Raw genomic sequence first — 26,465 nt, 5'->3', positions numbered from 1 at the left:
ACTTTTAGTAAGAATGTTTAATGAGGAGTGTTAGTGTGAGTAGGATTAAGATATTTACTGGACACTTTGGTAGTGGTAAGACAGAAATTGCAATTAATTATGCTATTAAAATGGCTAAGGAAGGTAAAAAGGTATCATTGGTTGATATGGATGTAATAAATCCTTATTTTTGTGTAAGAGATATTAAGGAAACTTTAGAAAATAATTATAAAATAAGAGTTATAAGTACAAGAAAGGATTTAGTTAATGCAGAGCTAATGGTACTATCAGGAGAAATTTTATCCGTATTTAATGATAAATCATACGAAGTTATATTTGATATTGGTGGAGATGATGTAGGGGCAAAGGTTCTGGGAGTATATAATAAGTATTTTGAAGATGAAGACTATTCAATGTATTATGTTTTAAATAATTCAAGATCAGAAACCTTAAGTTGTAGAATGGCAAGTAAATATCTAAAATCCATAGAATCAGCAAGTAGATTAAAAGTTACTGATATAATATCAAATACTCACATGATGAAGGAAACAGAATCTAAACATATATTGAAAGGAGATATTGAATCTTTGGAGTTATCTAAGTTTTTAAGCATTCCTTACAAATACACTGTGTGTACCAAAAAATTTGAAAAGGTAATAAAGGATAAAGTTAATGGAGAAATATTACCTATAGAATTATATATGGACATGCCTTGGGAATAATGAGGAGGAATTAAATGGCTAAGGTTATATTTAAAGAGGAAAGGTGTAAAGGTTGTGGACATTGCATAAATATATGTCCTAAAAAGATTATAAGTTTTAAAGAAAATTTTAATAGTAAGGGATATCATCCAGCTGGAATAGAAGAAAATCTTATGACACAATGTATAGCTTGTGCATCTTGTGGAAAAATTTGTCCTGATTGTGTAATAACAATTGAAAGGTAGGAGGGTAACTATGGGAGAAAAGTTTTTAATGAAAGGTAATGAAGCTATAGCAGAAGCTGCTATTAGGGCTGGATGTAAATGTTTTTTTGGATATCCTATAACTCCTCAAACTGAATTAATAGCATATATGGCAAAAAATATGCCAAAAGTTAATGGAGTTTTTTTACAAGCAGAAAGTGAAATTGCAGCTATAAATATGGTATATGGCTGTGGAGGAACTGGAGTTAGATGCATGACTTCATCATCTAGTCCTGGAATAAGCTTAATGACAGAAGGAATTTCATATTTAGCAGCAGCACAGGTACCTTGTGTGATAGTTGATGTAGTTAGATGTGGTCCAGGACTTGGAGGAATACAACCTGCTCAATCAGATTATTTATTTGTAAATAAAGGTTTAGGGCATGGAGATTTTAATATACCAGTTTATGCTCCAGCATCTATTCAAGAAATGATAGATTTAATTTGCGAGGCATTTGATGTAAGCGATTTATATAGAACACCTGTAATGATAATGGCTGATGGAATGCTTGGACAAATTATGGAAGGCGTTGAATTTAAAGAGAATATAAAAAGAGAATTACAAGAAAAAACTTGGGCAGCCAATGGTTTAGGAAAGAAAAGTAAACATAATATAATAAATTCATTAGAGTTAAATCCAGAGAAACTTGAAGAACTTAATATGGAGCTTCAAGGAAAATATAAAATAATAAAAGAAAATGAAGTTAAATATGAATTATATAATTGTGAAGAATCTTGTGATTTAATATTAGTTTCTTATGGTATAACAGCAAGAATATGCAAAAGTGTTATAAGCCTTGCAAAAAAGGAAGGGATAAACTTAGGGTTAATAAGACCTATAACTACTTGGCCATTTCCTAACGAAGCATTTACTAAGACTTTAGGGAAAAGTAAGCATGGGTACTTATCTGTTGAAATGAATTGTGGGCAAATGGTTGAAGATGTAAAACTCTCTGTAAATGGAAAAGAAGAAGTTAGATTTTATGGTAGGACAGGTGGAATGATACCAACAGTAGATGAGATATACGAATATATAAAATCTATTATTGGAGGTATGTAATATGGGAATTGTTTATCAGCCAACAAAGGCACTTTTAGATGTGCCTACGCATTATTGTCCAGGATGTACTCATGGAATAATTCATAAGTTAGTAGGAGAAGTAATAGAAGAGTTGGAAATATTAGATAAAACTATAGGAGTTGCATCAGTTGGATGTTCTGTACTTGCATATGATTACTTTGCCTGTGATATGTTTCAAGCAGCACATGGAAGAGCTCCAGCAGTTGCCACAGGTATTAAAAGAGCTAATCCAGATAAAGTAGTTTTTACTTATCAAGGAGATGGTGACTTAATAGCAATAGGAACTGGAGAAGTTGTTCATGCAGCAGCAAGAGGTGAGAATATAGTAACTATTTTTGTAAACAATTGCATATATGGTATGACAGGTGGTCAAATGGCACCTACAAGTTTGGAAGGGCAAATTACAGAAACATCTCCATATGGAAGAGATGTTAAGGTTCAAGGTTATCCAATAAGAGTATCAGAAATGATATCTACTATAGATGGTGCATGTTATGTTGAAAGAGTGAGTGTAGATAATATAGCTAATTTAACAAAAGCTAAAAAAGCAATTAAAAAGGCTTTTGATAATTCAATAAAAGGACTCGGATATTCATTTATAGAGGTTTTATCTACATGCCCAACTAATTGGGGCTTATCTCCAATTGATTCTTTAAAGTGGCTTAGAGAAAATATGATTCCATATTATCCTTTAGGTGTTAAAAAAGATTTAAAGAAGGAGGATAATTAGAATGACAAAAAAGGAAATTATATTTGCAGGTTTTGGTGGACAAGGAATACTAACAGTTGGAAAGTTTTTAGCTTATGCAGCCATGGATAAGGGATTCAATGTTTCATGGTTACCATCTTATGGTCCTGAAATGAGAGGTGGAACAGCAAATTGTTCAGTTATAATTTCTGATGAAGAAGTTGGATCTCCTGTTATAGCAGAAGCAGATATAGTTGTTGTTATGAATAAGCCATCTTTAGATAAGTTTAGTAAATCAATAAAGAAAAATGGAATTTTAATAATAGATTCAGATATGGTAAAAGATGAAACTGATTTTGAGGATATAGAAGTATATAAGATAAATGCTGAATCGAAAGCAGAGAAGCTTGGAGATAAAAGAAATGCCAATATGATACTACTAGGTTTTTTAATTGAAAAATTAAAAATTATTACTATAGAAGATGTTTTAAACTCTATTAGAGTACACGGGAAAAAAGAATATTATGAATTAAATAAATCAGCAATAGAATTGGGTTCAAAGATGCATTCATAGATAATGGTAAATACTACAAAGACTTAGATTTTATAATAAAAGTCCAACTTTTGAAGATAATATTAATGATAATATATAAGCTAATATAAAATTAATGTTTGTATAATGTAAAAATAATTGTTATTATATAACTAAAGTTATTATTTTAATAGCTTATATGAAAAAATAATGTATGATTTCAATTTTAGTTTTAATTAATAAGTATATTGTAATTAAATATACTATCAAGTTTAATTATTTAAATTATTAATTGAAGCATATAGAAGAATATAATAGTTATAAAGAGGTGGATAATATGGATATAATTTGTCTTTGTAAGGGTGTATCAAAGGATGTAATAGTTCAAGCTATTAAAGATGGTGCTGATACATTTGAAAAAATTCAAGAAGCAACAGGTGCAGGAACAGGATTTTGCGGTGCAAGTAGATGCAGAGGTAAAATAGAAGCACTAATAGAAGAAAATAAATAAAAATATAAATAAAGGGGCTGTCTCACTAAATAATCAGTGAACAGCTCCTTTAGTTTAAAGTATAGAAATTATATGATTATTAATTTAAAGTGTAAAAATTATAAGATTCCTCCTTTTAACTTAAAAATTGAAATAATGGGTTCACGAAACGGTAAGTTCTTATTTTAATTCTTAAGATTTCATTAAATATACTAAAGTTAGAATATTTTGTAACGAAATTGACAATAAATCATTTTATGATAGTAGTAGAATATAATTTAAGGAGGTGAGATTATGGTTGCTAATATAGACATAAATAAACATTGTAGCTTGAATAAGTCAGTAAGAAACTTATTTTATAAAAAGCAAAATATAAACAATTCAATTTTTTATACTGAAGAGGAAAAGAAAGTTTTAACAAGAGAAATAGAAAAGGATATTTACAATACATGGAAAATGATAAGATATAGCTTTGAAACTAATGGAAAATAAGATTTGTAGTTATACTAAAATAATAATAAAAGTCAAAGAGGAGACTATTAAATGATATATTATGTGATTGAAGCTCCTATAGAAGCTAGAATTTTAGTAATAAGTGAAAAGAATCACAATAGAAACAATGCCATAAGAGGGAATATGAATATAAGCGAATATTATTTTTGATAAGAAGTTAGAGTTATTATAAATTCTGACTTCTTATTTATTTTAAAGATGATAAAATAAATATAATAAGTCAAATATAATAAGTCAAATATAATAAAACTAATAAAATAAATATAATAAATATAATAATTTAAGTATTTTATGAAGGAGAATAGCTATGTTCTTTATAGGGATTTTTGGTATAGAAAACAAAGAAAAAGAAATTAAAATAATAAATAATTTAACATGCAAAAGTTGCAATAGATTAAGTATGGCAAGAGTTATAAAGCAATATGAATTTTTCCATTTCTTTTTTATACCTATATTTAAGTGGAATGAAAAGTACTATGTAGAATGTGAAAGTTGTAAGAAAATATTTTCTATTTCCAAGGAAAAGGGAAAGATGATAGAAAAAGGAGAAAATATAGATATAACATATTGGGATTTAAATGAAGTTAATAGCACTTATGGATATGATTATAACATAAATAGTGTTTGTAAAAGTTGTGGCAAAGTAGTTGATTCAGAATATAAATATTGCCCATATTGCGGACACGAAATTAAATAATGATAAATTATCTTCATAATACCTTCAAAATAATTTGATAAAGTTTGTATGATTATACATGACTTAATATTAAGAAAGGGAGGGCTTGCATGAATAATATTTTAATAATTGAAGATGAAGAAAGCGTAGCTAATGTAATAAAAGCATATTTAGAAAAAGATAATTACAATGTAAAAGTATGTAGTTCTGGAATTAAAGCATTAGAAATTTTTAAGAAAATAGAATTTCAGCTTATTATATTAGATTTAATGTTACCAGATATAGATGGAGAAGAAATATGTAAAACTATAAGAAGAACTTCTGATGTATATATATTTATGTTAACATCAAAAGCTAGTTTAAACGATAGAGTTACTGGTTTGGATATTGGGGCAGATGAATATTTAGTTAAACCATTTAGCCCGAGAGAACTTACAGCAAGGGTAAATGCTTTATTTAGAAGAATAAATACAAGTGAAAAAATAAGTGATATTTATAATGATGGAATATTAAGGATAGATTATGAAAAAAGAATGGTAAAACTTAGAGGAGAAGAAGTACCATTTACACCAAGTGAATTTGATATTTTATATACTTTATTAATTAATAGAGGAAAAGTTTTATCTAGAGAGCAATTAATTGAAATTGTGTTTGGAATAGATTTTGATGGATATGATAGAACCATAGATGTACATATAAAAAATATAAGAAAGAAAATTGAGGAAGATACTAAAAATCCAAAGTATATAATAACAGTTACAAAAGTTGGATATAAATTTGGTGGTGATATATAAATGCAGAGTATTAGAAAAAGGCTGAGTATATCATTTTTAATATCATCTATTTCAGCAATTATTTTAATTATATTGTTTGTTAATATCACTATTAATACTAAGTTTAATAAGTATATGATAGATATTCAAGATAAAAGAAATGAGAGAATAGTTTCTTATTTTGAAGAAGCTTATAAAAGGGATAAAAAATGGACTGGAAATTCTGCTATTGAGGTAATGCATGAAGCTTATATGAGTAATTATTGCTTAACTTTAAGAGATGCTAATGGAAATGTAATTTGGGGAATGGATCCATCAGATATAAGAGAGATTAGTCATTTCAATAATATGAATACAGAAAATAGTGGAGTATATGTTACTAAAAATTTTGATATAGTTGTAGATGGAGAAGCTGTGGGAAATGTAGAAGTCGGTCAGTATTCATCTGTATTATTGACAGAAGAGGATTTGGAATTTAAATCATCTATAAATAAAAGTATTATATTAAGTGGAATAGTAACATTATTAATTATAAGCATAATAATTTTATATATTTCAAAGCAATTATCAATTCCAATAAAAAAGATAGCAAGTATATCAAAGAAACTTTCAAGAGGAGATTTTGAGGCAAAGTCTAATGCAAAAAGTGATATAGAAGAAATTGAAGAACTAAGAGAAAGTATAAATATATTAGGTGAGAAGCTAAAAAATCAAGATATGTTAAGAAAGCGACTTGTATCAGACATATCACATGAAATAAGAACGCCACTTAATGTTCTTCAAAATAATTTAGAAGCAATGATAGATGGAATTTTCCCAGTATCAAATCAAAGATTATCTTCTTTAAATGATGAAGTAATAAGATTTGGAAAGTTATTAAATAACTTAGATGTATTAAAAGAGTTTGAAGATGAAAGCATAAATTTAGAATTTGAAAATATTTTATTAGACGAATTTATTATTGAATTAGTTGAAGATTTTTATTTAGAAGCTAAGAGTAAAAATATAAATTTTGATTATAGTGTAGAAAAAAATGAAACTTACATTATTCCTGGAGATAAAGATAAGTTAAGACAAGTGTTTATAAATTTAATAACTAATGCAATTAAGTTTACAGAGAATGAAGGAAGTGTAAGTATTAATTTATATAAAGATAATAATAAAATTATAGTAGAAGTTGCAGATACAGGAATAGGAATAAAAGAAGATGATTTACCATTCATATTTGAAAGATTATATAGAGGGGATAAGAGCCGTCAAAAAATAGAAGGTAATGGTATAGGATTAACTATAGTAAAGAGAATACTAAGTTTACATTGTGCTAATATAGAAGTAAAATCCAATGAGGGTATAGGAACAACATTTAGGATTATTTTTGATAGTTTTAAAATTTAAATAATAGAAAAATAATAAATAATTATATTTATTAGAAGAATATATTAAAAAATATTTTTATATTGCATATATTAATAGTAGAAAGTTATTATAAATTGGTAGAGTTACTAATAAATCAAGGGGGTCGCGAAACGCGACCCCCTTGATTTTTATATACTGAGAGAATATATAATTATTAGTTTAAAAGGCTTTAGTTAAAACGAAGATATTTATTTACAATTCCATCATAATCTACATTATCAATATCATTAACTGATTCAATTATACAAAGAATTTCTCCATTTTTTGTTATTGCATATCCTCCAGTAGAAGTTAAGTTTAATGGAATTTCAAATATTCCTTTCTGTCCGATAAAGGAACTTACTGTGCTCCCATCTTTAACACTAGATATTATAAATTCACCTTCATAATTAGTATAATTACTTAAATCTATTGTAAGATTAAAATTAAGATTACTTTTCGCAACTAATATTAGTGGTTGAAATTCGTTGCCTACACCATTGATAATAGCTGTTTGGAACTCTTCAGTTACTTTTGAAGTAGTAATTAAAGTTTCTGGATAAGCCGGAGAATCATTTAGTGGAATAGCACAACAACTAGGGCCATTACTTGAACTAGGAAGTGAAGGATCATACTTAGATGTATCTACTGAAGCTAAGTCATCAACTACCTTAATTACTCCTCTAATCATTCCCATCCAACAGCTGAAATTTATATCTTTATCATCAGGTGTAAATTCTATTACATTTTCTCCACTTTTAAGTTTTTGTTGAAGATTTAATGAATTAGCCACGATTGAATTATTACAATAGTTAAGACTTTCACCTTCAATTATCCATTTAACAGGTACTCCTTTTTGAACATAAAATACATTAGGACTATAACCATTATTATTAGCAGTCATATTTATAACTTGAACTCCATCTTCCATAACAGCGATAGTGGAATCTGTACTAGCATTTGATGCATAAGAACCTTTCATCATAAAGCCTAATGGATTTAGATTAACTCCAGAAAGAGCTAGGCCTCTATTACCCATTATCACTCCTAAAACTATGATAAGAACACCACTAAGTTTAAGAAGTTTCTTAGTGTAACCTTTGCTTAAGAAGCCAGAAATTGCACCAAAAGTAAGCATTAGAGGAACAGTACCTAAAGCAAATATGAACATTGATAAAGCACCTTTAAATGCACTGCCAGTACCAAGAGCAAAGAGTTGCATAGTTTGTAGTGGACCACAAGGCATAAATCCATTTAAAAGTCCTACAATAAAAGGTGAATTAAATTTTCTTTTATATTGAGATAGAAAGCTCGGGATTTTTATGCTAAACTTTCTAAAAAATTTAAAGCCTGATATGTTTAAACCCATTATAATCATAAAAATTCCTGCAAAGATTTGAATAAAAGCTTTAGCAGTAATTGATAATGAAAATATTGAACCTATTCCACCGATTATTCCTCCTAAAATAGTATAAGAGATAACTCTTCCAATATTGTATAATAGTGAAGGTTTAATTGATTCAAGTTTGGATTTACTTTCTTTAGCAAAAGATAAACTTTGAGAAAGCATTATACCTCCACACATTCCTACACAGTGAATGGAAGTAAATATACCAACTATAAAAAGAAAAGCATACGAAGCATTACTAAGCTTTGATTCCATATCAAAACCACTAGTTCTGAATCCAAGAATTAATATAATAAATATTATTACAAGTATTCCTATAGTCCCCAAATTGCTTGAAGATTCAGTGGAATATCCAGCTTTATTTATAGCTTTTTTTATTTCATCTAGATTGCACAGGTCAGTATCATATTCAATGTCTAGAGTTTCCTTAGTATAGTTTGCTTTGGCACTTATTACGCCATTAATTTTTTTTACAGTGTTTTCAATTCTTTTTTCACATGATGTACAAGTCATTTCATAAACTTTAATTTTTTCTCTTTTAATACCCATAGATATCCTCCTAATTACTAGTTAAAAAAAGTATATGAAATAATTATGTTATTTTTATGAAGATAATCATTATTAAGAAGCTCCAAGAAGATAGGTAATTTATTTGATTATATAAGATGTGGACTTTATTTGTGGTTGTTTATGAAATTTAGAAGTTGATTTATGTAAAATAGAAAAATCATAAACAAGAGTATGAAAAATATATAGTTATAAATACATAATAATTATGAAATAGGGGTAAATTAAAATTGATTAATATAATGGGTAATAAACTATTTATTTAATTTATTAGTATATCTAGTAATTTAAATAAATAAGTTGTTATTTTAACCTAATAAAAAATATAGTAGGAATATAGAAAAGGAGAAATGACTTATGTATAACAAAATTAATTTACCATATGCATTTGATGCATTAGAACCATATATAGATGAAGAAACAGTTAAAACACACTATGGAAAGCACCTTCAAACATATGAAACTAATTTAAATAAAGCTTTAGAAGGTTATGAAGAATATACAAAAGGAAAAACTTTAGATCAATTAATAAAAGATGTAGAAGATTTACCAGAAGAAATAAGAGTAGCAGTAGTAAATAATGGTGGTGGAGTATCAAACCATAACCTATATTTTTCAATACTTTCTCCAACTCCAAAGAAAGCACCAGAAGGAAAATTACTTGAAGAAATAAATAAAACTTTTGGAAGTGTAGAAAAGCTAAAAGAAGAATTAACAAATGCAGCTATTTCTCAGTTTGGATCTGGTTATGGATTCTTAGTTAAAGATAAGGATGGAAAATTATCAGTAGTAAAGAGAGCTAATCAAAATTCACCAGTCATGGATAATCTTATTCCTATTTTAACAATAGATGTATGGGAACATGCTTATTACTTAAAATATAAAAACTTAAGAGCAGACTATGCTAAAAATATTTGGAATGTAATAGACTGGGAAAAAGTTGAAGGTCTTTATGAAGATTGTCATAACATTTAAAAAATTGAATTAGATTCAAAACAATATTAGAAAAAAGCACATCATTATTTAATATGCTTCCTTTTATAGTAAACAGATATAATAATAAAGCTGTTAATATAAAAGGGCAGTTAAATTTGATGTGCTTTTAATTAACCTTAAGTTAAAAAGCATATTCTTCAAAGTAAGTGGATATTAAAAATCTTCATACTTTCTACACAAATCTAATTTATAGTATATATTAAATAATAATTAATTTTAATTAGGAGGAGTAAGATGAAGAGCAAAAATAGTAAATATATAATAATAGGAGTCATTGCATTAGCAATAATAATTGCATATGCTTTATTGATGAATCCTTTTAATGAATCTTTAATTAATAATACAGATAGAGAAGAAAAGACAAATATAACTAATAATACTAATAATGATAATAATATAGATGAGTCTAAAAATAAATTGCCAATACCTGAGCTTTTAGAGGATACAAATCCAGATGAAAATATAGCTGAATTTACTTTAGAGCCACAAGAAGGAAAAACTTCATTTATAGATAATAAGCAAACAAATACTATGGGGTATAATGGAAGTTTTCTAGGGCCAGTAATAAGAGTAAATAAAGGAGAAAAGGTAAATATCCATGTTAATAATAAGTTGAAAGAAGCAACAACTATTCATTGGCACGGATTAGAGGTAGAGGGTAAAAATGATGGAGGTCCTCATCAAGGAATACAATCAGGAGAGACGTGGAGTCCAAGCTTTACTATAAATCAGCCAGCAGCAACTTTATGGTATCATCCACATTTTATTGGAAGTACAGCAACACAAGTTTATAAAGGTCTAGCAGGATTATTTTATATTGAAGATGAAGTATCCAAAAGTTTAAATATTCCTAAGGACTATGGAATAAATGATATACCATTAGTTATTCAAGATAGAAGCTTTAATAAAGATGGAAGCTTTATATATGATCCAAATATGATGGATGGAGCAGTAGGAGACACAATAATTATTAATGGTTCAATTAATCCAACTTTAGATGTTAAAACAGAAAAAGTTAGATTTAGGATAGTAAATGGAGCTAATTCAAGTAATTTTGATTTGAAGTTAAGTAATAATGATGAATTCTATCAAATTGCTTCAGATGGAGGATTTTTAGAAGCGCCAGTAAAACAAAATAGCATTTTCCTATCACCTGGGGAAAGAGGCGAAATAATAGTTGATTTTTCAAAGTATGAAATTGGAACCAAAATAGAATTAAAAAGCGATAACAAAAGTATAATGACCTTTAATGTTAATGAAAAAGTGGAAGATAAAACTGAAATACCTAATAGCTTAACTACTATAGATAGAATGACAAAGGATACTGTAACTAAAGAAAGAAGTTTTGAACTTAGAGGTATGGGGCATATGGTATCAATAAATAATGAAAAATTTGATATGGATATAATAAATGAAGTAGGTAAATATGGAGAAACAGAAATTTGGACAATTACTAATCCAGCTACAATGATGCATTCTATGGGGCATCCATTCCATATACATGGAACACAATTTCAAATCTTAACAAGGAATGGAAAAGAACCTTTACCAGAGGAAATGGGATGGAAAGATACTGTGTTTATTAATCCTGATGAAGAAGTAAAACTTATCGTAAGGTTTAATAATGTAGGAGCATATATGTATCATTGCCACATACTAGAACATGAAGAAGAAGGTATGATGGGGCAAATAAAAATAGAGTAAAATCATATTAGAAAATATTTTATTTTGATAGGTATTAAAAGTATTAATAATATTAATGTTTAATAAGTTGATAATCTTAAAAAGAAAGAGGCGTGGTTATTTAGCTAACTAGTAAAAGTTTAGTTCAAATAAATTCGCCTCTTTATTCTTTAATAATGGTATAGTGAATAATAAGGATATAAATTGAATTTATTATACAAAAGATAGTAAAAAATAATTTATAATAACAATAATATAATAAATTTAATAACATAAAGGAGCTATAATGAGTAATACATGGGAAGAAAAGTGGTTTGAAGATATAGAGTATTTAAAAGAAAACTTAATAGAGAGACATAAAAATTTATTTTTTCATATATCAAGAAATGAGTTTCAAGAAAAAATAAATTATTTAAAATCAATAGTAAATAATTTAGATTACGATGATATGAAAGTTGAGCTAAGTAGAATTGTTGCATCAGTAAAGGACGCACATACTTCTATTATTTTTCCAGTTAAAAAGTATTTACCATTTAAGTTTTATTGGTTTAATGATGGAATTTATATAATAAAGACTAATGAAAAATATAAAAGTTTGTTGTATAAAAAGGTAAGCTCAATTGAGGGTATATCAATATATGAAATTATAGAAGAACTAAAAGAAATAATCTCATATGAAAATGAGTTTTTATTTAAAGAGCAAAGCATGAAATATCTTCAAGCAGCTGATGTACTATATGGATTATTATTAATAGATTCAGTAGATAAAGTTAAGATTAAAGTAAATGATTTTGAGTGTATTGTAGAGACTTTATCCTTAGAGGAATTGATATATACAGAAGAATATAAATTACCTATATATGCAAAAAATGAATTTGAAAACTTTTGGTATGAACATTTGATAGATTCAAAAGAAATATATATAAAATATAATTCATGTAGAGAAGATGGAGATATAAAATTAAGTCAAAAGATAAATGATGTAGTTGAATATATTAATAAAAATTCCATTGAAAAATTAACATTGGATTTAAGTGATAATCTTGGAGGCGATTCTAGATTAATTAGAACACTTATAGATTTTATAAAAACAAATAAATATATAAATAAACGTGAAAATTTAAAAGTCATAATTGGTAGAAGAACTTTCTCATCAGCCCTTTTAAATGCCTATGAATTTATAAATGAAACTAATGCAAAGATAGTAGGAGAACCATCTGGAGGAAAACCTAACTGTTATGGTGAAATATTAAAATTTGAATTACCAAATAGTAAATTTATTGTTACTTACTCAACAAAATATTACAAGTTAATAGATGATGATTCAGTTATGGCATTATATCCAGAAGAAATAGTTTATAGAAAAATAGAGGATTATATAAAATGATAAAGCTTGGAACTTTCTTTAAAAATAAAGAAAGTAATTTTAGTAGAAGTAGAGCAATTTATTTATTATTAACTTTAACTACAATGTGCTTTGGATTAGTCTCAAGAAAGTATATTAATTATTTGCCTAGTTTTTTAGGAAAGTATGCAGGAGATACCTTATGGGCAACTATGGTCTATTTAGGATTAGCCGTTCTATTTAATAGGTTTAATATAAGAAAAATTACAATATTATCTTTAATATTCTCTTATGGAATAGAAATTTCACAACTATATCAAGGAGCGTGGCTTAATGAAATAAGAAATACTCTAATAGGATCATTAATATTAGGTCATGGATTTTTATTTTCTGATTTGATTTGTTATACTGTTGGGATATTTATAGGAATAATAATAGATAAATTTATATTTAGAATTAAGTTTGATTGATATTAGGTATGATATATAAGGAGGAGAATGATGATAAATTTTGCACATAGGGGAGCAAGTTTTAATTATCCAGAAAATACGATGCTTTCATTAAAGGAAGGAATCAAATCTGGGGCAAATGGTCTAGAAATAGATGTGCATAAGACAAAAGATAATAAACTTGTTGTAATTCATGATGAAGATGTAGAGCGTACTTATTTAGGGAGGGGTTTAGTTAAGGATTTTAATCTTGATGAGTTAATAAAACTTAAAAATAGAAAAAAATTATTTACAGATAATATAGATTGTCATATACCTACATTAGAGGAAGTACTAGAACTAATTAAAGGTAAAGACATAACATTAAATATAGAATTAAAGACAGATGAGATTCATTATAGGGGAATTGAATCAGATGTAATTAGTTTAATAAATGAATATAAATTAAATAAACAAATAATTTTATCAAGCTTTAATCATGATTCTATAAAAATTGCTAAAAGATTAGATAGTAGTATAAAGACAGGGATATTATATGATAAGCCAATAGAGGATGTAATTAAATATGCTAAAGAGTTAGAGGTAGATGCAATTCATCCTGATTTAAGACTTGTATCAAGAGAGTTAATTCAAGAAGCACATGAAAATAATCTGAAGGTTAATATATATACTGTTAATAATCCAATATATATGAGATTACTTATTAAAAATAAAGCAGATGGATTATTTACTGATTATCCAGAGTTATTAAGAGAAATATTAAAAGAAGAAATATAAAAAGAAAAAGTTAAATTAATCCATAGTGTTTTCTTATTTCGGAATATACTGTAGATTAATTTAACTTTTTTGTTTAAGCATAGGGTTCTAAGTTTTTATAGCTATATCCATAGGTATTTTTGTGTTTATAAACATAAAATAAAGAAAACACTAAAGTTAAGGTTTCCGCAAGAGGAACAGCAAGCCAAACACCATTTACACCTATTAATGATGGTAAAAATATTATTCCAGTTGATAAGAATACAAATGTTCTTAAAAGTGAAAGTAAAGCAGATACTTTACCATTAGAAAATGCAGTAAACATTCCAGATGTAAATATATTTACCCCACATAATAAGAAGCTTATTTGGAATAAATTAAATCCATTTAAAGTAATATCATAAATTTCATTTCCTTTCCCAGCAAATATAGAAACTAATGATGGAGATAAGTATTTTGAAATTATAAAAGTGAAAATAGAAAATAACATTATGAATATATAACTATATTTAATTATTTTAGTAAGCTGTTTTTTATCTTTACTGCCAAAGTTATAGCTTATACGAGGTGATACCCCAGAAGTAAAGCCTATTAAAGCAGAAACTAATAAAAATTGAGTATATAAAACTATAGTTATAGAAGCAACACCATTTTCACCTAAAAGCTTTAACATTATTATATTATATAAAAATGTTGTAACAGCTGATGATATTTGAGTTACCATTTCTGAAGAACCATTGCTACAACTATATAGTATTGTTTTAAAATTGAATTTAGGCTTAACAAAATGTAAGATGTTTTTCTTATTAAAGAAATACACAATTCCAATTATTGATGGAAGTAAATAACCTATACATGTTGCTAATGCAGCACCAACAATTCCCATATTTAAAGGTACAATAAGTACATAATCTAAAATAATATTTGTTATTCCTCCTATTATTGCACTTAATAAACCTAAGTTTGGATTACCTGCTGTAATTAAAAAATAATCAAAAAGCATTTTAAGTATAATTACAGGAGTAAAAAGTAACATCGTAAACAAGTATTTATGGGAGTTTTCATATAAACTATCAGTTGAGCCTAATAAGTAAATAATTTGTTTTATAAATAGTAAAGAAAATATAGCTATTATTAGCCCAAATACTATTGAAGAAATTGTTATAAGAGTAAAGCTTTCTTTTGCTTCTTTATTTTTTCCTTCTCCCATTAACTTTGCAACAATAGCACTTCCACCAGTAGCCATCATAACGCTTATTCCTATTAATATGCAAATAATTGGATATACTATATTTATTGCAGAAAGAGCAGTTGATCCAATATATCTAGAGACAAATATACCATCAATAATTGTGTATAGTGAGAAAAATACCATCATTATAATTGTTGGCAAGGTAAATTTTATAAGATTAAAAAAAGTAATTTTCTTTCCAAGTGAATTATTCATGTCTCCCCCTCCTAAGTATTAATTGATTTTTTCCTTTTCTTATAATAAAGTATCCAGTAAGGGAATAGTCAATAGGAGGTTTATTATTTATGGAAAAAAGATATAAAAAATATTATACAACAGGGGAATTTGCAGAGATTTGGGGTATAAAAAAGAAAACTCTTTTTCATTATGATAATATTGATTTATTTAAGCCTGAAAAAATTATGAATAATGGATATAGGTATTATTCAAAGCACCAATTAGAAGTTTTTAATGTTATATCAGTATTAAAGGAAATTGGCATGCCATTAAAGGAAATTAAAAAGTTTTTAGATAAAAGAACTCCTGAAAGCACTTTAGAATTATTTAAATATGAAAAAGAAGAAGTTGAGAAGGAGATAAAAAATTTAAAAAGAATTCAAAAACTTTTAGAAGTTAAATTGAGATTAATAAATGTTGGGATAAATGCTCCAAATGAACTATCTTTAGAAGAAAAAGATGAAGAGTATATAGTATTAAGCAATCCAGTAAAGGAAACTGAAGATGATTATGATATAGAAACATATACACAACTTATAAAATACTGTATTGATAATGATTTGGATTATGGTTATCCAGTTGGATCTATGATAAGTAAAGAAAATTTACTTAATAAAAGATTTGATAATTATAGTTATTATTTTAGTAAGGTAATAGGAAAGAAAAAATATAAGGATTTAGTTATAAAGCCAAAAGGTCTTTATTTAGTAGGTTATTCACGTGGATATTACGATAAAGTCTATAAGATATATGAAAAAATGATAAAATACATAGAAGAAAATAATTTAAGAATTAGTGGATATTCTTATGAAGAAGTATTAATAGATGAAATAGCCAGTAGTAATGGTGAGGATATTGTTATTAAAGTTTCAATAAAAGTTGAAAGAAATTAATTATAGTAATATTTGAATTTATAACGGGACTATCTCTAAATAGTTAGGACTTAAAATAGCTTTTAGTCTGCAAATTAAATAGAATGTAGTTACAACCTAAAAGCACCTAATAAAAATATTTATATCTTATTAGGTGCTATTTATTTAAAATCTCTAAATTAGTTTTTAAGTATAGTTTTGAGATATCCTATTTATCTTAATTATTTTCTATAAATTTTAGAATATTATCATTTACTTTAATTTTTTCTTCAATAAATGGTACATGACCACTTTCTGTTAAAGGAATTAATGTAGAACTTTTAATATTTTCATTTAAATACTTAGCAAATTCATAAGGACAAACTTCATCATGGGTTCCGTGTAAAATTAATGTTGGAATATTTATTTTAGGTATATCATTAAATAGTCTTTCATTTTTTAAGCTAATTAAACATTGAGTAGTTGACCATGGTGAAGATGACAATGCTAACTCATTAAACCAATTTAAAAGCTCTGGAGATATATACTTATAGAAGAATGAATTAGAAATATTCCTAATAAAATTAGGTCGATCGTTAAGAGAGTTGTTTATAAACCTAATAACATCTTCTTCAGTATAGCCATAAGGAAAACCTTTTGTTTTTACCCAGCTAGGAGCAGCAGCTCCTATTAAACAAAGTTTAGATACACCATGTCCATTATAATTAGACATATATCTTATTGATATTGCAGCACCCATAGAGTGTCCTACTAAAGTTATATTATCTAATTTAAGAACATCTATTATTTTTTTGATGTCTGCAGCCATAGTATTATAATCATAACCTTTGTATGGTCTATCAGAGGCTAAAAATCCCCTTAAATCAATCCCAACGCATCTATAGCCCTTACCTGGGAAGAACGTTAGTTGATATTCGTATATTTCATGATTAAGTGGCCATCCATGTATAAATAATATAGTTTTTTCAGCTTCAGTATTTATATCTTCAATAGCAATTCGAGTATTGTCACTTGTTTTAACAAAATATTTCATAAGGATCTCCCGTATATAGTTTATCTCTAATAATATATTCAAAAATTACAGCTTCTGTTAATAATTTAAAATGTTCAAATAAGATGTGTTTTAAAATGTTTTTTATTGTAATTTTAAAAGTGAATATTATAGATGTGATTTTGAAATTATAAATATATAATGTTTAATAGATAAGGAGATAAAGATGAAGGTACAAAATTATTGCCAAAGTGATAATTTAAAATCTTGTATATTATGCTATCCAGTAAACTTTAAAATAATAGATAAAAGTAGTGAGTATTATAATAAAGTAAATTATGATTTGCTTTATAGTCAATATAATAATTTTATAAATTCAATGAGTAAAAATAATATTAATTTATACTTTATAGATATAAATAAAAATGCAACTCAGCAAGTGTTCACCCAAGATATTGGATTTATAATAGATAATATAATGTTTGTTAGCAAAATGAGAAATGAAGATAGAAAAATTGAGACTGAAAATTTTATGAATTTTATAAAGGATAATAATATTAAATATTATGCAATGAAGAATAACATAGAAGGTGGAGATGTTATAAAGTATCAAGATGTTATTTTTGTTGGAATGAGCAGCAGAACAAATATCCAGGCCGCCAATGAACTTCAAGAAGTTTTGATAAATATGGGAAATAAGTCTAAAGTTGTTCCAATTAATTTTGATAATAGTAAAATACATTTAGATTGTGTTTTCAATACCTTAGACAAAGGAAGTGCAATTATATCACCTTATGTTTATGATAAAAAGATAATAGAGAAATACATAAACAATTTATATGAAATATCAAAAAGGGATGCAGATGATTTAGGAACTAACTATGTATATTTAGGAAATAAGAAGTTATTAAGCAGTAATAAATCTGTAACTGAAATGCTTAAAGAAAAAGGCTATGAAGTTGAATTTATAGAATATAGTGAAATAATGAAAAGCGAAGGAAGTTTAGGGTGTTCATGTATGTTTAGTTTAAGAGAATAGTTTATGTGTAGTATTAGAGAATATTTTTTGGCTTGTAAAATATTTACACGGATATAACTTTCATGCAGAATAAATTAAAAAAACAAAATTTATTATTTGATTAAATTAGTGCTTAGCATGAACATAAAAAGAATTTTATAAATATACTATAATAAAATTCTTATGGAGGAAAAACTATGCTAGGCCGTAAAAGATATATTTTCTTATCTTTAGAGTTACATTTATTTTATGCAAGAATTATGAAAGAGCATGCTATTTTTTTGGAGGCAGGATTTACGCCTAAAAATACTAAGCTTGCTAAAGAAGCAGATGAATATAAATTACAATTAGAAAAACTTTTATTAGATACTATAAAAATAAGTAATGGAAGAGTTAGGCAAGAAGTATTAGATTCTGGGGAGCTTTACACAGATTACACTTTAAGTACAGAAAGAAAAACAGAATACTATACTGGTATAGAAATAAATTCTAAAATAACAATTATGGAAACAAAATTACAGCCTAAAGGTGATAAGGAACATGATAAAAAAATAATGGATTCTGTGAAAAAACTTAATTGTAGGGCTATAAAATTACTTGATGGAATAATAGACTTAAAAACAAAAGTTTTAAATGAAGTACTATCATGTAATTTATTTACTGCAAGTTATCCTACATTCTTAGATCACTTAATACATGAAGCAAAATTATACCGTTCATATGTTTACTCTTTGGAAAATGATCAAGATATCGAAGAGAAAAATATTAAGGATGCTGAGTTATTTTGGGACCATATTATGCTTGAACATGCTTCCTTTATAAGAGGTTTATTAGATCCTTCCGAAGGAACTCTAATAAGAACAGCAGATGAGTTTATAAAAAAATATAACGATTTAATTCAAAAGACTATCAATATGGACAATATAGCAATGCTGAGTGTTACTGATAATACATTAACAGAAACTATTAATTTCAGGGATTTTAAAAAGTCAGGTACAGAAGGAATTGATGAGTGTAAAATAAAGTCCATGATGCTTCCACTTATGGCTGATCATGTTTTAAGAGAAGCTAATCATTATATAAGATTACTTAAAAGTTTTGAAAATAGAATTTAGATAAATAATATTTTAATGAAGGAAAATAATAATATACATAAGAAGAGCTAACAAGAAAATCTTATAAAGAATATAGTTTAGTAACCACCTTTTTAGGGTGGTTATTTTAATTATAAAAAATAAATATAGAAACTTTAAGATTCATTCCAAATAATTGAATTTATTTAAATCATTTACAATGAATAAATATTACTTTAAAATAAGCATATACTGAAGGAAAATAAAATAAACTTATTTAAAATAGGAGTTATTTATGTATCAATACAATTGGCTTTTTGAAGCACAATCAATAGGAGAATTTTTTAAGAGATTAGGGATTTTTATTTTAATAGTAATAATATTTGTTTTACATTTTATTGGAGTATCTTATTTAATTGATAGTTTTATTAAAGCATTTAATTATAACTACTTATTAATAACAACGAAGATATTTGATAATATTGTATGTTTATTAATTCCAGTAATAATATTAGCAATGATTTACTTTAGAATTAAAATAAAAAGGATGACAAGAGATATAATTTATAGGAAAAGAAATAAAAGAGGTTCTATAATCTTCTATTCTATTTTACTTTCTTTAATATTAGTTTTTATCTATAGCTTAAATAAATATACGATCTTTTATGAAAATAAAATTATAAAACATAATATTATAAAGCCTCTGGAAAAGGAATATAGTTATTCTGATATAAAAGAAGGGGATATAGGTATAAAGTGGAGAAATAGAAAATATCCAAGTTGGTATTATTACATTAATTTTAACGATGAATATAAAGTTAATATTACAAACGGAGTATTTGGAGACAATTATGATTTAAAGAAATTGATCGAAGTTAATAATATTCTTTCACAAAAGGACATTATTAGAAATATAGACAAGACATATCTTGATATTTATACAATAGATTTTGGTGAAGACAGAAAAAATGATATGTATGAGTTATTTAATATTAGTAATTAACTAAATTAATATTAAATAATATCTAGAAATTTTATATGAGTTTTATAGAAAAAAGTTTAATTAGAAATAGATTTATTTTATCAGCTATTATAAATGGTTTTTATGTTTGTTTATTAAAAGAATAATTATATAAATAAATTTAAAAGGAGTCTTAAGCTATGAAAAATAAAAAGATATGTCCTAAATGTAACGGTGAGAAAATCTTAAGAATACCTGGTGAAACTGGTATATATGGAACGGGGAATAATATTCCAGCAGGGTTTCTAAATGGTACTGTAAATATTTCAAGATATTTATGTTGCAATTGTGGATACATGGAAGAATGGGTAGATAATAAAGAAGATATAAACAAGTTGGAAAAAAGATATAGTAAATAATAATATAATAAAATAAAAAAACAAGGATCTATCGCAGAAAGCTATTTAAGAAAAATGTAGAATGTAAAATTTAAAGTGATATTTCATACTGAAATACTTAAATTTACATTATAAATTTACATTTTTAGTTGCGTAACAGAGCCTTGTTTTTTTGTTAGAAAATTATAAGATTAAAGATTTTAAAAGTACGATAGGATAACTTTTAAAGGCTAATGTGAAAGCTTATAAGTATATTTTTCCTTTGTATTGTCTATAATCTCAACTAGATTAGTTTAGTTAAAGTGATTTAATTTGTGAAAGCAAAAGTAAATTTATTTCTAAATTTAAGACGTTATTAGTTGATCTTATTTATGGTGATATATAAACTCATGAAATAATATTTTGCTACATTAAGAGTTAACAAGTTCACAAGATTAATGTATTTAGGAGGAGATTTATGGATATGGAAAAAATATTCTTTAAAACATTTTTAAAGAATTTTGAAGACTTATCATTTGAAGTAAAGTTTTGGGATGATGAGGTTATTAAAGTTGGAAAAGAGGAGCCTTTATTTAAGCTACATTTAAAAAAGCCAATACCAAAGAAAGCATTATTAACTAGTACTTCATTAGCTTTTGGGGAAGCTTATATGGATGAAAATATAGAAATAGATGGAGATTTATTTACTGTATTTGATGAGTTGTTAAAGTGTATAGATAAGTTTTCGACTGATTTTAAAGGCTTACCAAAGATATTTAAAAGTTCAACATCTGAAAAACATCAAAAAGAAGAAATATCATATCATTATGATATAGGAAATGATTTCTATAAATTATGGCTAGATGATACCATGAGCTATTCTTGCGGATATTTTAAAAATCCAACAGATACTTTATATGATGCTCAAATGAATAAGATTCATCATCTATTAAAAAAATTAAATCTAAAAGAAGGATTGACTTTATTAGATATAGGATGTGGATGGGGTGGACTTCTTATAGAAGCTGCTAAATTATATAAGGTTAAAGGTCTTGGAATAACTTTAAGTAAGGAACAACATGATGAGTTTAAAAAGAGAATAAAAGAAGAAGGATTAGAAAATTATTTAGATGTAAAAATAATGGATTATAGAGATCTAAAGAAATCAAAATTAAACTTTGATAGAATTGTTAGTGTTGGAATGCTTGAGCATGTAGGACGTGAAAATTATAATTTATTTTTTGAAAATGTAAATTCTGTATTGAATAAAGGTGGAGTTTTTGTGCTTCATTATATAAGTGGTTTAAAAGAATCACAAGGAGATGCATGGATAAAGAAATACATATTCCCAGGTGGGGTAATACCAACACTTAGGGAAATAATATCATTATCAGCAGAGTATAAATTTTATACAATAGATGTTGAAAGTCTAAGATTACATTATAAAAATACATTATTACATTGGGCAGAAAATTTTGATAAAAATATAGATAAGGTTAGAAAAATGCATGATAGTAATGGCAGAGTATTTGATGAAAGATTTATAAGAATGTGGAGAATGTATTTATATTGCTGTGCAGCATCTTTTAACAATGGAGTTATTGATCTACATCAAATAGTTTTTGTAAAAGATATAAATAATAATTTACCAATGACTAGAGAGTATATGTATAGATAATGATACAATAAATTATGTTAATAAAATTATTATTATTAATATACATTTAAAGAATAATAACTAAAAATAAATATTATAGATGAAAAAGAAAATTATCCATATTTTGAGTTGTTTTAATTTAAAATATGGATTTTTATCTTTTAAAAATAAAATATAAAACTTTTATCAAGTATTTTATTGAATATAATCTCAAGTAAAGAAGTGTGTTGTAAAAATTATATATAGTATAAGTCGTTAGATATTAGTTATTTTTGAAATCTTAAATAATAAGTCTATATTATAGTTATATTATTGCTAAATTTGTTAAAAATAAGAAATTTTTAAGAATTTGTTAAGGGAAAATTATAGTAATTAGGATACAATTAAAATATATGATTAAAAATATGTAACTTAGGGGGAAGAATAATGAAGTCGCTTTTTAGAAAGGTTGCAGTAATTATTAGTTTAGTTTTAATGATTATTGCGTTACCTAGTATAAGTTTAATAACAAAGGCTGAAGATACAAAAACAGATCCATATGAATTGAAAATTACATCAGGTATTGAAGGAAAGTTTAGGGCTTTAAAATATATACCTGTGACAGTAGAATTTACTAGTTTGGAAAAGGATTTCAATGGTGAGGTAGAAATTAGAACAACTGGTTCTTATTCATCAACTTATGATGCTTATAGTAAAGAGGTTTCAATAGCTAAAGGAGAAACTACTAAAGTAGTTATCCCAATTAAGCTTTTAGAAGGATCAAGTAAAATAACTGTTAACCTTATTGAAAATGGGAAAGTATTATTTGAAAAAAAGAGTTTAATATCAAATGGTAGAGTAAATGATTCTAATTTATTTATAGGTATATTAACTGATGATGCGTCATCTTTAAATTATATAGGATCAATTTCTCTTGAATCTAAAGAGATTAAAGGTGTAATTGAAAGGGTTCAATTAGACAAAGATATTATAGGTGAAAGTAACTTAAATATAGAGGGATTAGATGTAATACTTATTAATAATTACAATATGTCTAATTTGAAAAAAGAGCAGTATCAATCTTTGAACTCTTGGATAAATAAAGGCGGAACATTAATAATTGGTGCTGGAGCTAATGAAAGTAAAACTATTAGTAGTATAGATAAAGACTTTTTAAATATAAAATCTAATGGGAATTCAGAGAAAGCTATAAAATTAGTAGATGATAATTTAAAACTTATATTTTCTAATTTAGAAATTAAAGATGCTAAGATTAAGCAAGGAACTGAGGAAATTCCATTAGTCTATTCTCTAGAAAGAGGTAAGGGAGAAATATTAGTATCAACTTTTGATTTAGGATTAGAGCCATTAATATCATCAAAGGATGCTGGAAAGTTTTTAAGTACTATATTATCAGATTCATATTCAAGCCTATTTAATAATGGAATGAACGGTAAATATATGCCAGGATATTATAGAATGCATGAGCTAACTAGAAATATTCCTATAAATGAAATTGTAGGGGTTAAGTCTTTAGCAGTTGTACTTGGATTATATGCATTAGTAGTTGGAGTATTACTTTATATTATATTAAAGAAGATTAATAAGAGAGATTTAACTTGGATAGCAGTTCCAGTTATATCAATAGTATTTACTTTAGTTATTTATTTTATGGGAAGCTTAACAAGAGTAAATGATATTATATTAAATCAAAATAATATTATTTCATTAGATAAAGATGGTAAGGGAATAGCAAAGGGATATTTAGGAATAGGAACAAAATATAAAGATGATGTAATTATAAAAAAACCAGAAGATTTAACTATGAATTATTCTACTCAAGACAATTATTTTTATGGTAATCAAGAACAAGATGTAGCTGATATGCTTAGAGTAAAAACTACTTATAGTGGGAATAACTCCTATTTTACTTTTAAAGATAGTAATGCATTAGATATGAAATCATTTGAAGTTATTGGTAAGGAACAAGTAATTACAACTATTGACTCTTCATTTAATTTAGATGATGGAAATTTAAATGGTAAAGTAAAAAATAATTTAGATTACGATATAAAAAAATTGTTATTGGTAGCTGGAAGAAATATTTGGGATATGGGCTCACTTGAAAAGGGGCAAGAAAAGGAAATTTCTAAATTAGTGATTGCTAGTTCAGGGGGACTAGAAGCGTATGGAGATACATTAAATCAAAAGTATTATAATGCAAAGTATGATAAAAATAAGAATATAAAAACAGAAGAGTTTAATGGAATACTTAGAACTTCAGCTATTATTTCAACAGTTTCTAGTGAGATATCAATTAATAAAGATATTAAATTAGTTGCAATAACTGATATGCCAGTAGAATATGATGTAGACTTTGGAAAGAAATCAGTTTCTAAATTTGACACTACTGTAATAATTCAAGATGCAGTATTAGATTTCAAAGATAAGGATGGAAATTATAATTTTCCTGATGGATACTTTGAAGGTGTGATAGAGTCATCTGCAGCTAATGTACACATAGATGAATATGGTGGATATATTTATGGTCAAGGGGAAGTTAAATTTAGTTATGAAATAGATAAAAACTTTGAAGTATTAGATTTAATCGTAAAACAAGGTGTAGATAGATATGGAAACAATATACCAGATAACTCAGAAAAATATATTTATAATTATAAGACTGAAAGCTACGATGAAATCAAAATGTCTCAAGGTTACGAAAAGATTAAAGACTTAGATAACTATATAAAAGATAACACAGTAAAAATTAAGTTTATAGTTGATGATTCAAAAGGCCAGTCAATGATTCCAAGAATTACTGTTAAGGGGAGGGAAAGATAATGCTAGTTATAAAAAATCTTGAAAAATCTTATGGTAAGTTTAAGGCATTGAATGGATTAAACTTAGAAATTGAGAAAGGCGAGATATTTGGATTTATAGGTCCAAATGGAGCTGGGAAAAGTACTACAATGAAAATTGTATCAGGCTTACTTTCCCCAGATAGTGGTGAAGTTTATGTAGATGGAATAGATGCAATAAAAAATAATAAAGCATTAAAAGATAAAATAGGATATATGCCAGATTTCTTTGGGGTTTATGATAATTTAAGAGCAATAGAATACCTAGAGTTTTATGCTTCTATTTATGGAATTGTTGGAGAAGAAGCAAGGAAATTATCTATGGACTTGTTAGAATTAGTTAACTTACAAGATAAGTGGGATGCAAATGTAGATGGGTTATCAAGGGGAATGAAGCAAAGGTTATGTTTAGCAAGGTGCTTAGTTCATAATCCAGAGTTATTAATATTAGATGAGCCAGCTTCAGGTATGGATCCAAGAGCAAGATTTGAAATGAAGGGGATATTAAAAAATCTTAAAGAAATGGGAAAGACAATTATAGTATCCTCTCATATACTTTCTGAACTTGGTGAAATATGTACTAGAATTGGAATAATTAAAAATGGAGCTATTGTATGTGAAGGAACTGTTGAGGATGTTATGCTTCGAGCATCAGGTAGTGCGCCTATTAATATAACTGTAATTGAAGATCCTGAAAAAGCAATAAAGGTTCTAAAAGAAATACCAGATGTTAAGGAAATTTCATTAGACGGGAATAAAATTACAGCAAATGTCGCAGGAGGCGATAAGGAAGCTAAGGAAATATTAAAAGCTTTAGTTACACAAGAGGTATCTGTAATCGGATTTGCTAAAGCTGTAGGAAATTTAGAAGATGTATTTATACAAATAACAGAGGAAGATAATTAGAAGGGGG

The 26,465-nt window shown here is 26.2% G+C and carries 26 protein-coding genes; 23 read left to right on the top strand and 3 right to left on the bottom strand.

Annotated features, from left to right (window positions below):
* The first annotated feature begins 35 nt into the window (after positions 1-35).
* From I2A75_RS00540 to I2A75_RS00495, 10 genes are all read left to right on the top strand, one after another.
* Complete coding sequence (locus tag I2A75_RS00540) at positions 36-701, top strand: ATP-binding protein (protein WP_195262530.1); 666 nt, start codon at positions 36-38, stop codon at positions 699-701.
* A 14-nt stretch (positions 702-715) separates the two neighbouring features.
* Entirely contained in the window at positions 716-925 is a 210-nt protein-coding gene (locus I2A75_RS00535) for a 4Fe-4S dicluster domain-containing protein (protein ID WP_195262529.1), read from the top strand.
* A gap of 10 nt (positions 926-935) precedes the next feature.
* Positions 936-2,003 (top strand): 3-methyl-2-oxobutanoate dehydrogenase subunit VorB, encoded by a 1,068-nt coding sequence (gene vorB, locus I2A75_RS00530; protein ID WP_195262528.1) that lies wholly within the window; start codon positions 936-938, stop codon positions 2,001-2,003.
* Position 2,004: 1 nt separating this feature from the next.
* The gene (locus I2A75_RS00525; RefSeq protein WP_195262527.1) at positions 2,005-2,754 is read left to right on the top strand and encodes a thiamine pyrophosphate-dependent enzyme; all 750 of its coding nucleotides are present in this window, start codon (positions 2,005-2,007) and stop codon (positions 2,752-2,754) included.
* 1 nt (position 2,755) lies between these two features.
* Positions 2,756-3,286 carry a 2-oxoacid:acceptor oxidoreductase family protein gene (locus tag I2A75_RS00520; protein ID WP_195262526.1) on the top strand — a complete coding sequence of 177 codons (531 nt, stop codon included), beginning with the start codon at positions 2,756-2,758 and terminating at the stop codon, positions 3,284-3,286.
* A 295-nt stretch (positions 3,287-3,581) separates the two neighbouring features.
* Positions 3,582-3,755, top strand: a complete 174-nt coding sequence (locus I2A75_RS00515; protein ID WP_008677056.1) for a (2Fe-2S)-binding protein — start codon at positions 3,582-3,584, stop codon at positions 3,753-3,755.
* A 273-nt stretch (positions 3,756-4,028) separates the two neighbouring features.
* Complete coding sequence (locus I2A75_RS00510; protein ID WP_195262525.1) at positions 4,029-4,226, top strand: hypothetical protein; 198 nt, start codon at positions 4,029-4,031, stop codon at positions 4,224-4,226.
* A 328-nt stretch (positions 4,227-4,554) separates the two neighbouring features.
* Complete coding sequence (locus tag I2A75_RS00505; RefSeq protein ID WP_195262524.1) at positions 4,555-4,944, top strand: zinc-ribbon domain-containing protein; 390 nt, start codon at positions 4,555-4,557, stop codon at positions 4,942-4,944.
* 89 nt (positions 4,945-5,033) lie between these two features.
* Entirely contained in the window at positions 5,034-5,717 is a 684-nt protein-coding gene (locus tag I2A75_RS00500) for a response regulator transcription factor (protein WP_195262523.1), read from the top strand.
* Positions 5,718-7,091, top strand: coding sequence for a HAMP domain-containing sensor histidine kinase (locus tag I2A75_RS00495; RefSeq protein WP_195262522.1), 1,374 nt, complete (start codon positions 5,718-5,720; stop codon positions 7,089-7,091).
* Positions 7,092-7,281: 190 nt separating this feature from the next.
* Here the strand turns inward: I2A75_RS00495 and I2A75_RS00490 are convergent, their stop codons facing one another.
* On the bottom strand, positions 7,282-9,048 hold the full coding sequence (locus I2A75_RS00490) for a sulfite exporter TauE/SafE family protein (protein ID WP_195262521.1): 1,767 nt from the start codon (positions 9,046-9,048) through the stop codon (positions 7,282-7,284).
* A gap of 375 nt (positions 9,049-9,423) precedes the next feature.
* Between I2A75_RS00490 and I2A75_RS00485 the strand changes: the two genes are divergently transcribed.
* From I2A75_RS00485 to I2A75_RS00465, 5 genes are all read left to right on the top strand, one after another.
* Complete coding sequence (locus tag I2A75_RS00485; RefSeq protein ID WP_195262520.1) at positions 9,424-10,041, top strand: superoxide dismutase; 618 nt, start codon at positions 9,424-9,426, stop codon at positions 10,039-10,041.
* 255 nt (positions 10,042-10,296) lie between these two features.
* Positions 10,297-11,766, top strand: a complete 1,470-nt coding sequence (locus I2A75_RS00480) for a multicopper oxidase domain-containing protein (RefSeq protein ID WP_195262519.1) — start codon at positions 10,297-10,299, stop codon at positions 11,764-11,766.
* Positions 11,767-12,031: 265 nt separating this feature from the next.
* Complete coding sequence (locus I2A75_RS00475) at positions 12,032-13,132, top strand: peptidase S41 (RefSeq protein ID WP_195262518.1); 1,101 nt, start codon at positions 12,032-12,034, stop codon at positions 13,130-13,132.
* On the top strand, positions 13,129-13,560 hold the full coding sequence (locus tag I2A75_RS00470; protein WP_195262517.1) for a DUF2809 domain-containing protein: 432 nt from the start codon (positions 13,129-13,131) through the stop codon (positions 13,558-13,560). Before I2A75_RS00475 ends, I2A75_RS00470 begins: the two co-directional genes overlap by 4 nt.
* A gap of 30 nt (positions 13,561-13,590) precedes the next feature.
* Entirely contained in the window at positions 13,591-14,316 is a 726-nt protein-coding gene (locus tag I2A75_RS00465) for a glycerophosphodiester phosphodiesterase (RefSeq protein WP_195262516.1), read from the top strand.
* A gap of 73 nt (positions 14,317-14,389) precedes the next feature.
* Here I2A75_RS00465 and I2A75_RS00460 read toward each other — a convergent pair whose 3' ends face one another.
* Complete coding sequence (locus tag I2A75_RS00460) at positions 14,390-15,742, bottom strand: MATE family efflux transporter (protein ID WP_195262515.1); 1,353 nt, start codon at positions 15,740-15,742, stop codon at positions 14,390-14,392.
* Positions 15,743-15,831: 89 nt separating this feature from the next.
* Here I2A75_RS00460 and I2A75_RS00455 point away from each other — a divergent pair, with 89 nt between their 5' ends.
* Positions 15,832-16,656 carry a MerR family transcriptional regulator gene (locus tag I2A75_RS00455; protein ID WP_195262514.1) on the top strand — a complete coding sequence of 275 codons (825 nt, stop codon included), beginning with the start codon at positions 15,832-15,834 and terminating at the stop codon, positions 16,654-16,656.
* A 196-nt stretch (positions 16,657-16,852) separates the two neighbouring features.
* Here I2A75_RS00455 and I2A75_RS00450 read toward each other — a convergent pair whose 3' ends face one another.
* Entirely contained in the window at positions 16,853-17,668 is an 816-nt protein-coding gene (locus I2A75_RS00450) for an alpha/beta hydrolase (protein WP_195262513.1), read from the bottom strand.
* Between the two features lie 184 nt (positions 17,669-17,852).
* On the opposite strand from I2A75_RS00450, the gene I2A75_RS00445 reads away from it, so the two are divergent.
* The 7 genes from I2A75_RS00445 (at position 17,853) to I2A75_RS00415 (ending at position 26,458) form a co-directional block, all read left to right on the top strand.
* The gene (locus I2A75_RS00445; protein WP_195262512.1) at positions 17,853-18,665 is read left to right on the top strand and encodes an arginine deiminase family protein; all 813 of its coding nucleotides are present in this window, start codon (positions 17,853-17,855) and stop codon (positions 18,663-18,665) included.
* Positions 18,666-18,841: 176 nt separating this feature from the next.
* Positions 18,842-19,759, top strand: a complete 918-nt coding sequence (locus tag I2A75_RS00440; RefSeq protein WP_195262511.1) for a DUF2935 domain-containing protein — start codon at positions 18,842-18,844, stop codon at positions 19,757-19,759.
* A gap of 253 nt (positions 19,760-20,012) precedes the next feature.
* Positions 20,013-20,720, top strand: a complete 708-nt coding sequence (locus tag I2A75_RS00435; protein ID WP_195262510.1) for a hypothetical protein — start codon at positions 20,013-20,015, stop codon at positions 20,718-20,720.
* A 158-nt stretch (positions 20,721-20,878) separates the two neighbouring features.
* Positions 20,879-21,097: a hypothetical protein gene (locus I2A75_RS00430; RefSeq protein ID WP_195262509.1), complete on the top strand. Its 219-nt coding sequence runs from the start codon at positions 20,879-20,881 to the stop codon at positions 21,095-21,097.
* Positions 21,098-21,533: 436 nt separating this feature from the next.
* Complete coding sequence (locus tag I2A75_RS00425) at positions 21,534-22,733, top strand: cyclopropane-fatty-acyl-phospholipid synthase family protein (protein ID WP_195262508.1); 1,200 nt, start codon at positions 21,534-21,536, stop codon at positions 22,731-22,733.
* 405 nt (positions 22,734-23,138) lie between these two features.
* On the top strand, positions 23,139-25,535 hold the full coding sequence (locus I2A75_RS00420; protein WP_195262507.1) for a hypothetical protein: 2,397 nt from the start codon (positions 23,139-23,141) through the stop codon (positions 25,533-25,535).
* Complete coding sequence (locus I2A75_RS00415; RefSeq protein ID WP_195262506.1) at positions 25,535-26,458, top strand: ABC transporter ATP-binding protein; 924 nt, start codon at positions 25,535-25,537, stop codon at positions 26,456-26,458. The genes I2A75_RS00420 and I2A75_RS00415 overlap by 1 nt, the downstream gene beginning before the upstream one ends.
* The last annotated feature ends 7 nt before the right edge of the window (positions 26,459-26,465 follow it).

This window comes from Clostridium sp. 1001275B_160808_H3 (assembly GCF_015550425.1).
Classification (GTDB): Bacteria; Bacillota; Clostridia; order Clostridiales; family Clostridiaceae; genus Clostridium.
This window is presented reverse-complemented; position numbering and strand designations above follow the sequence as displayed.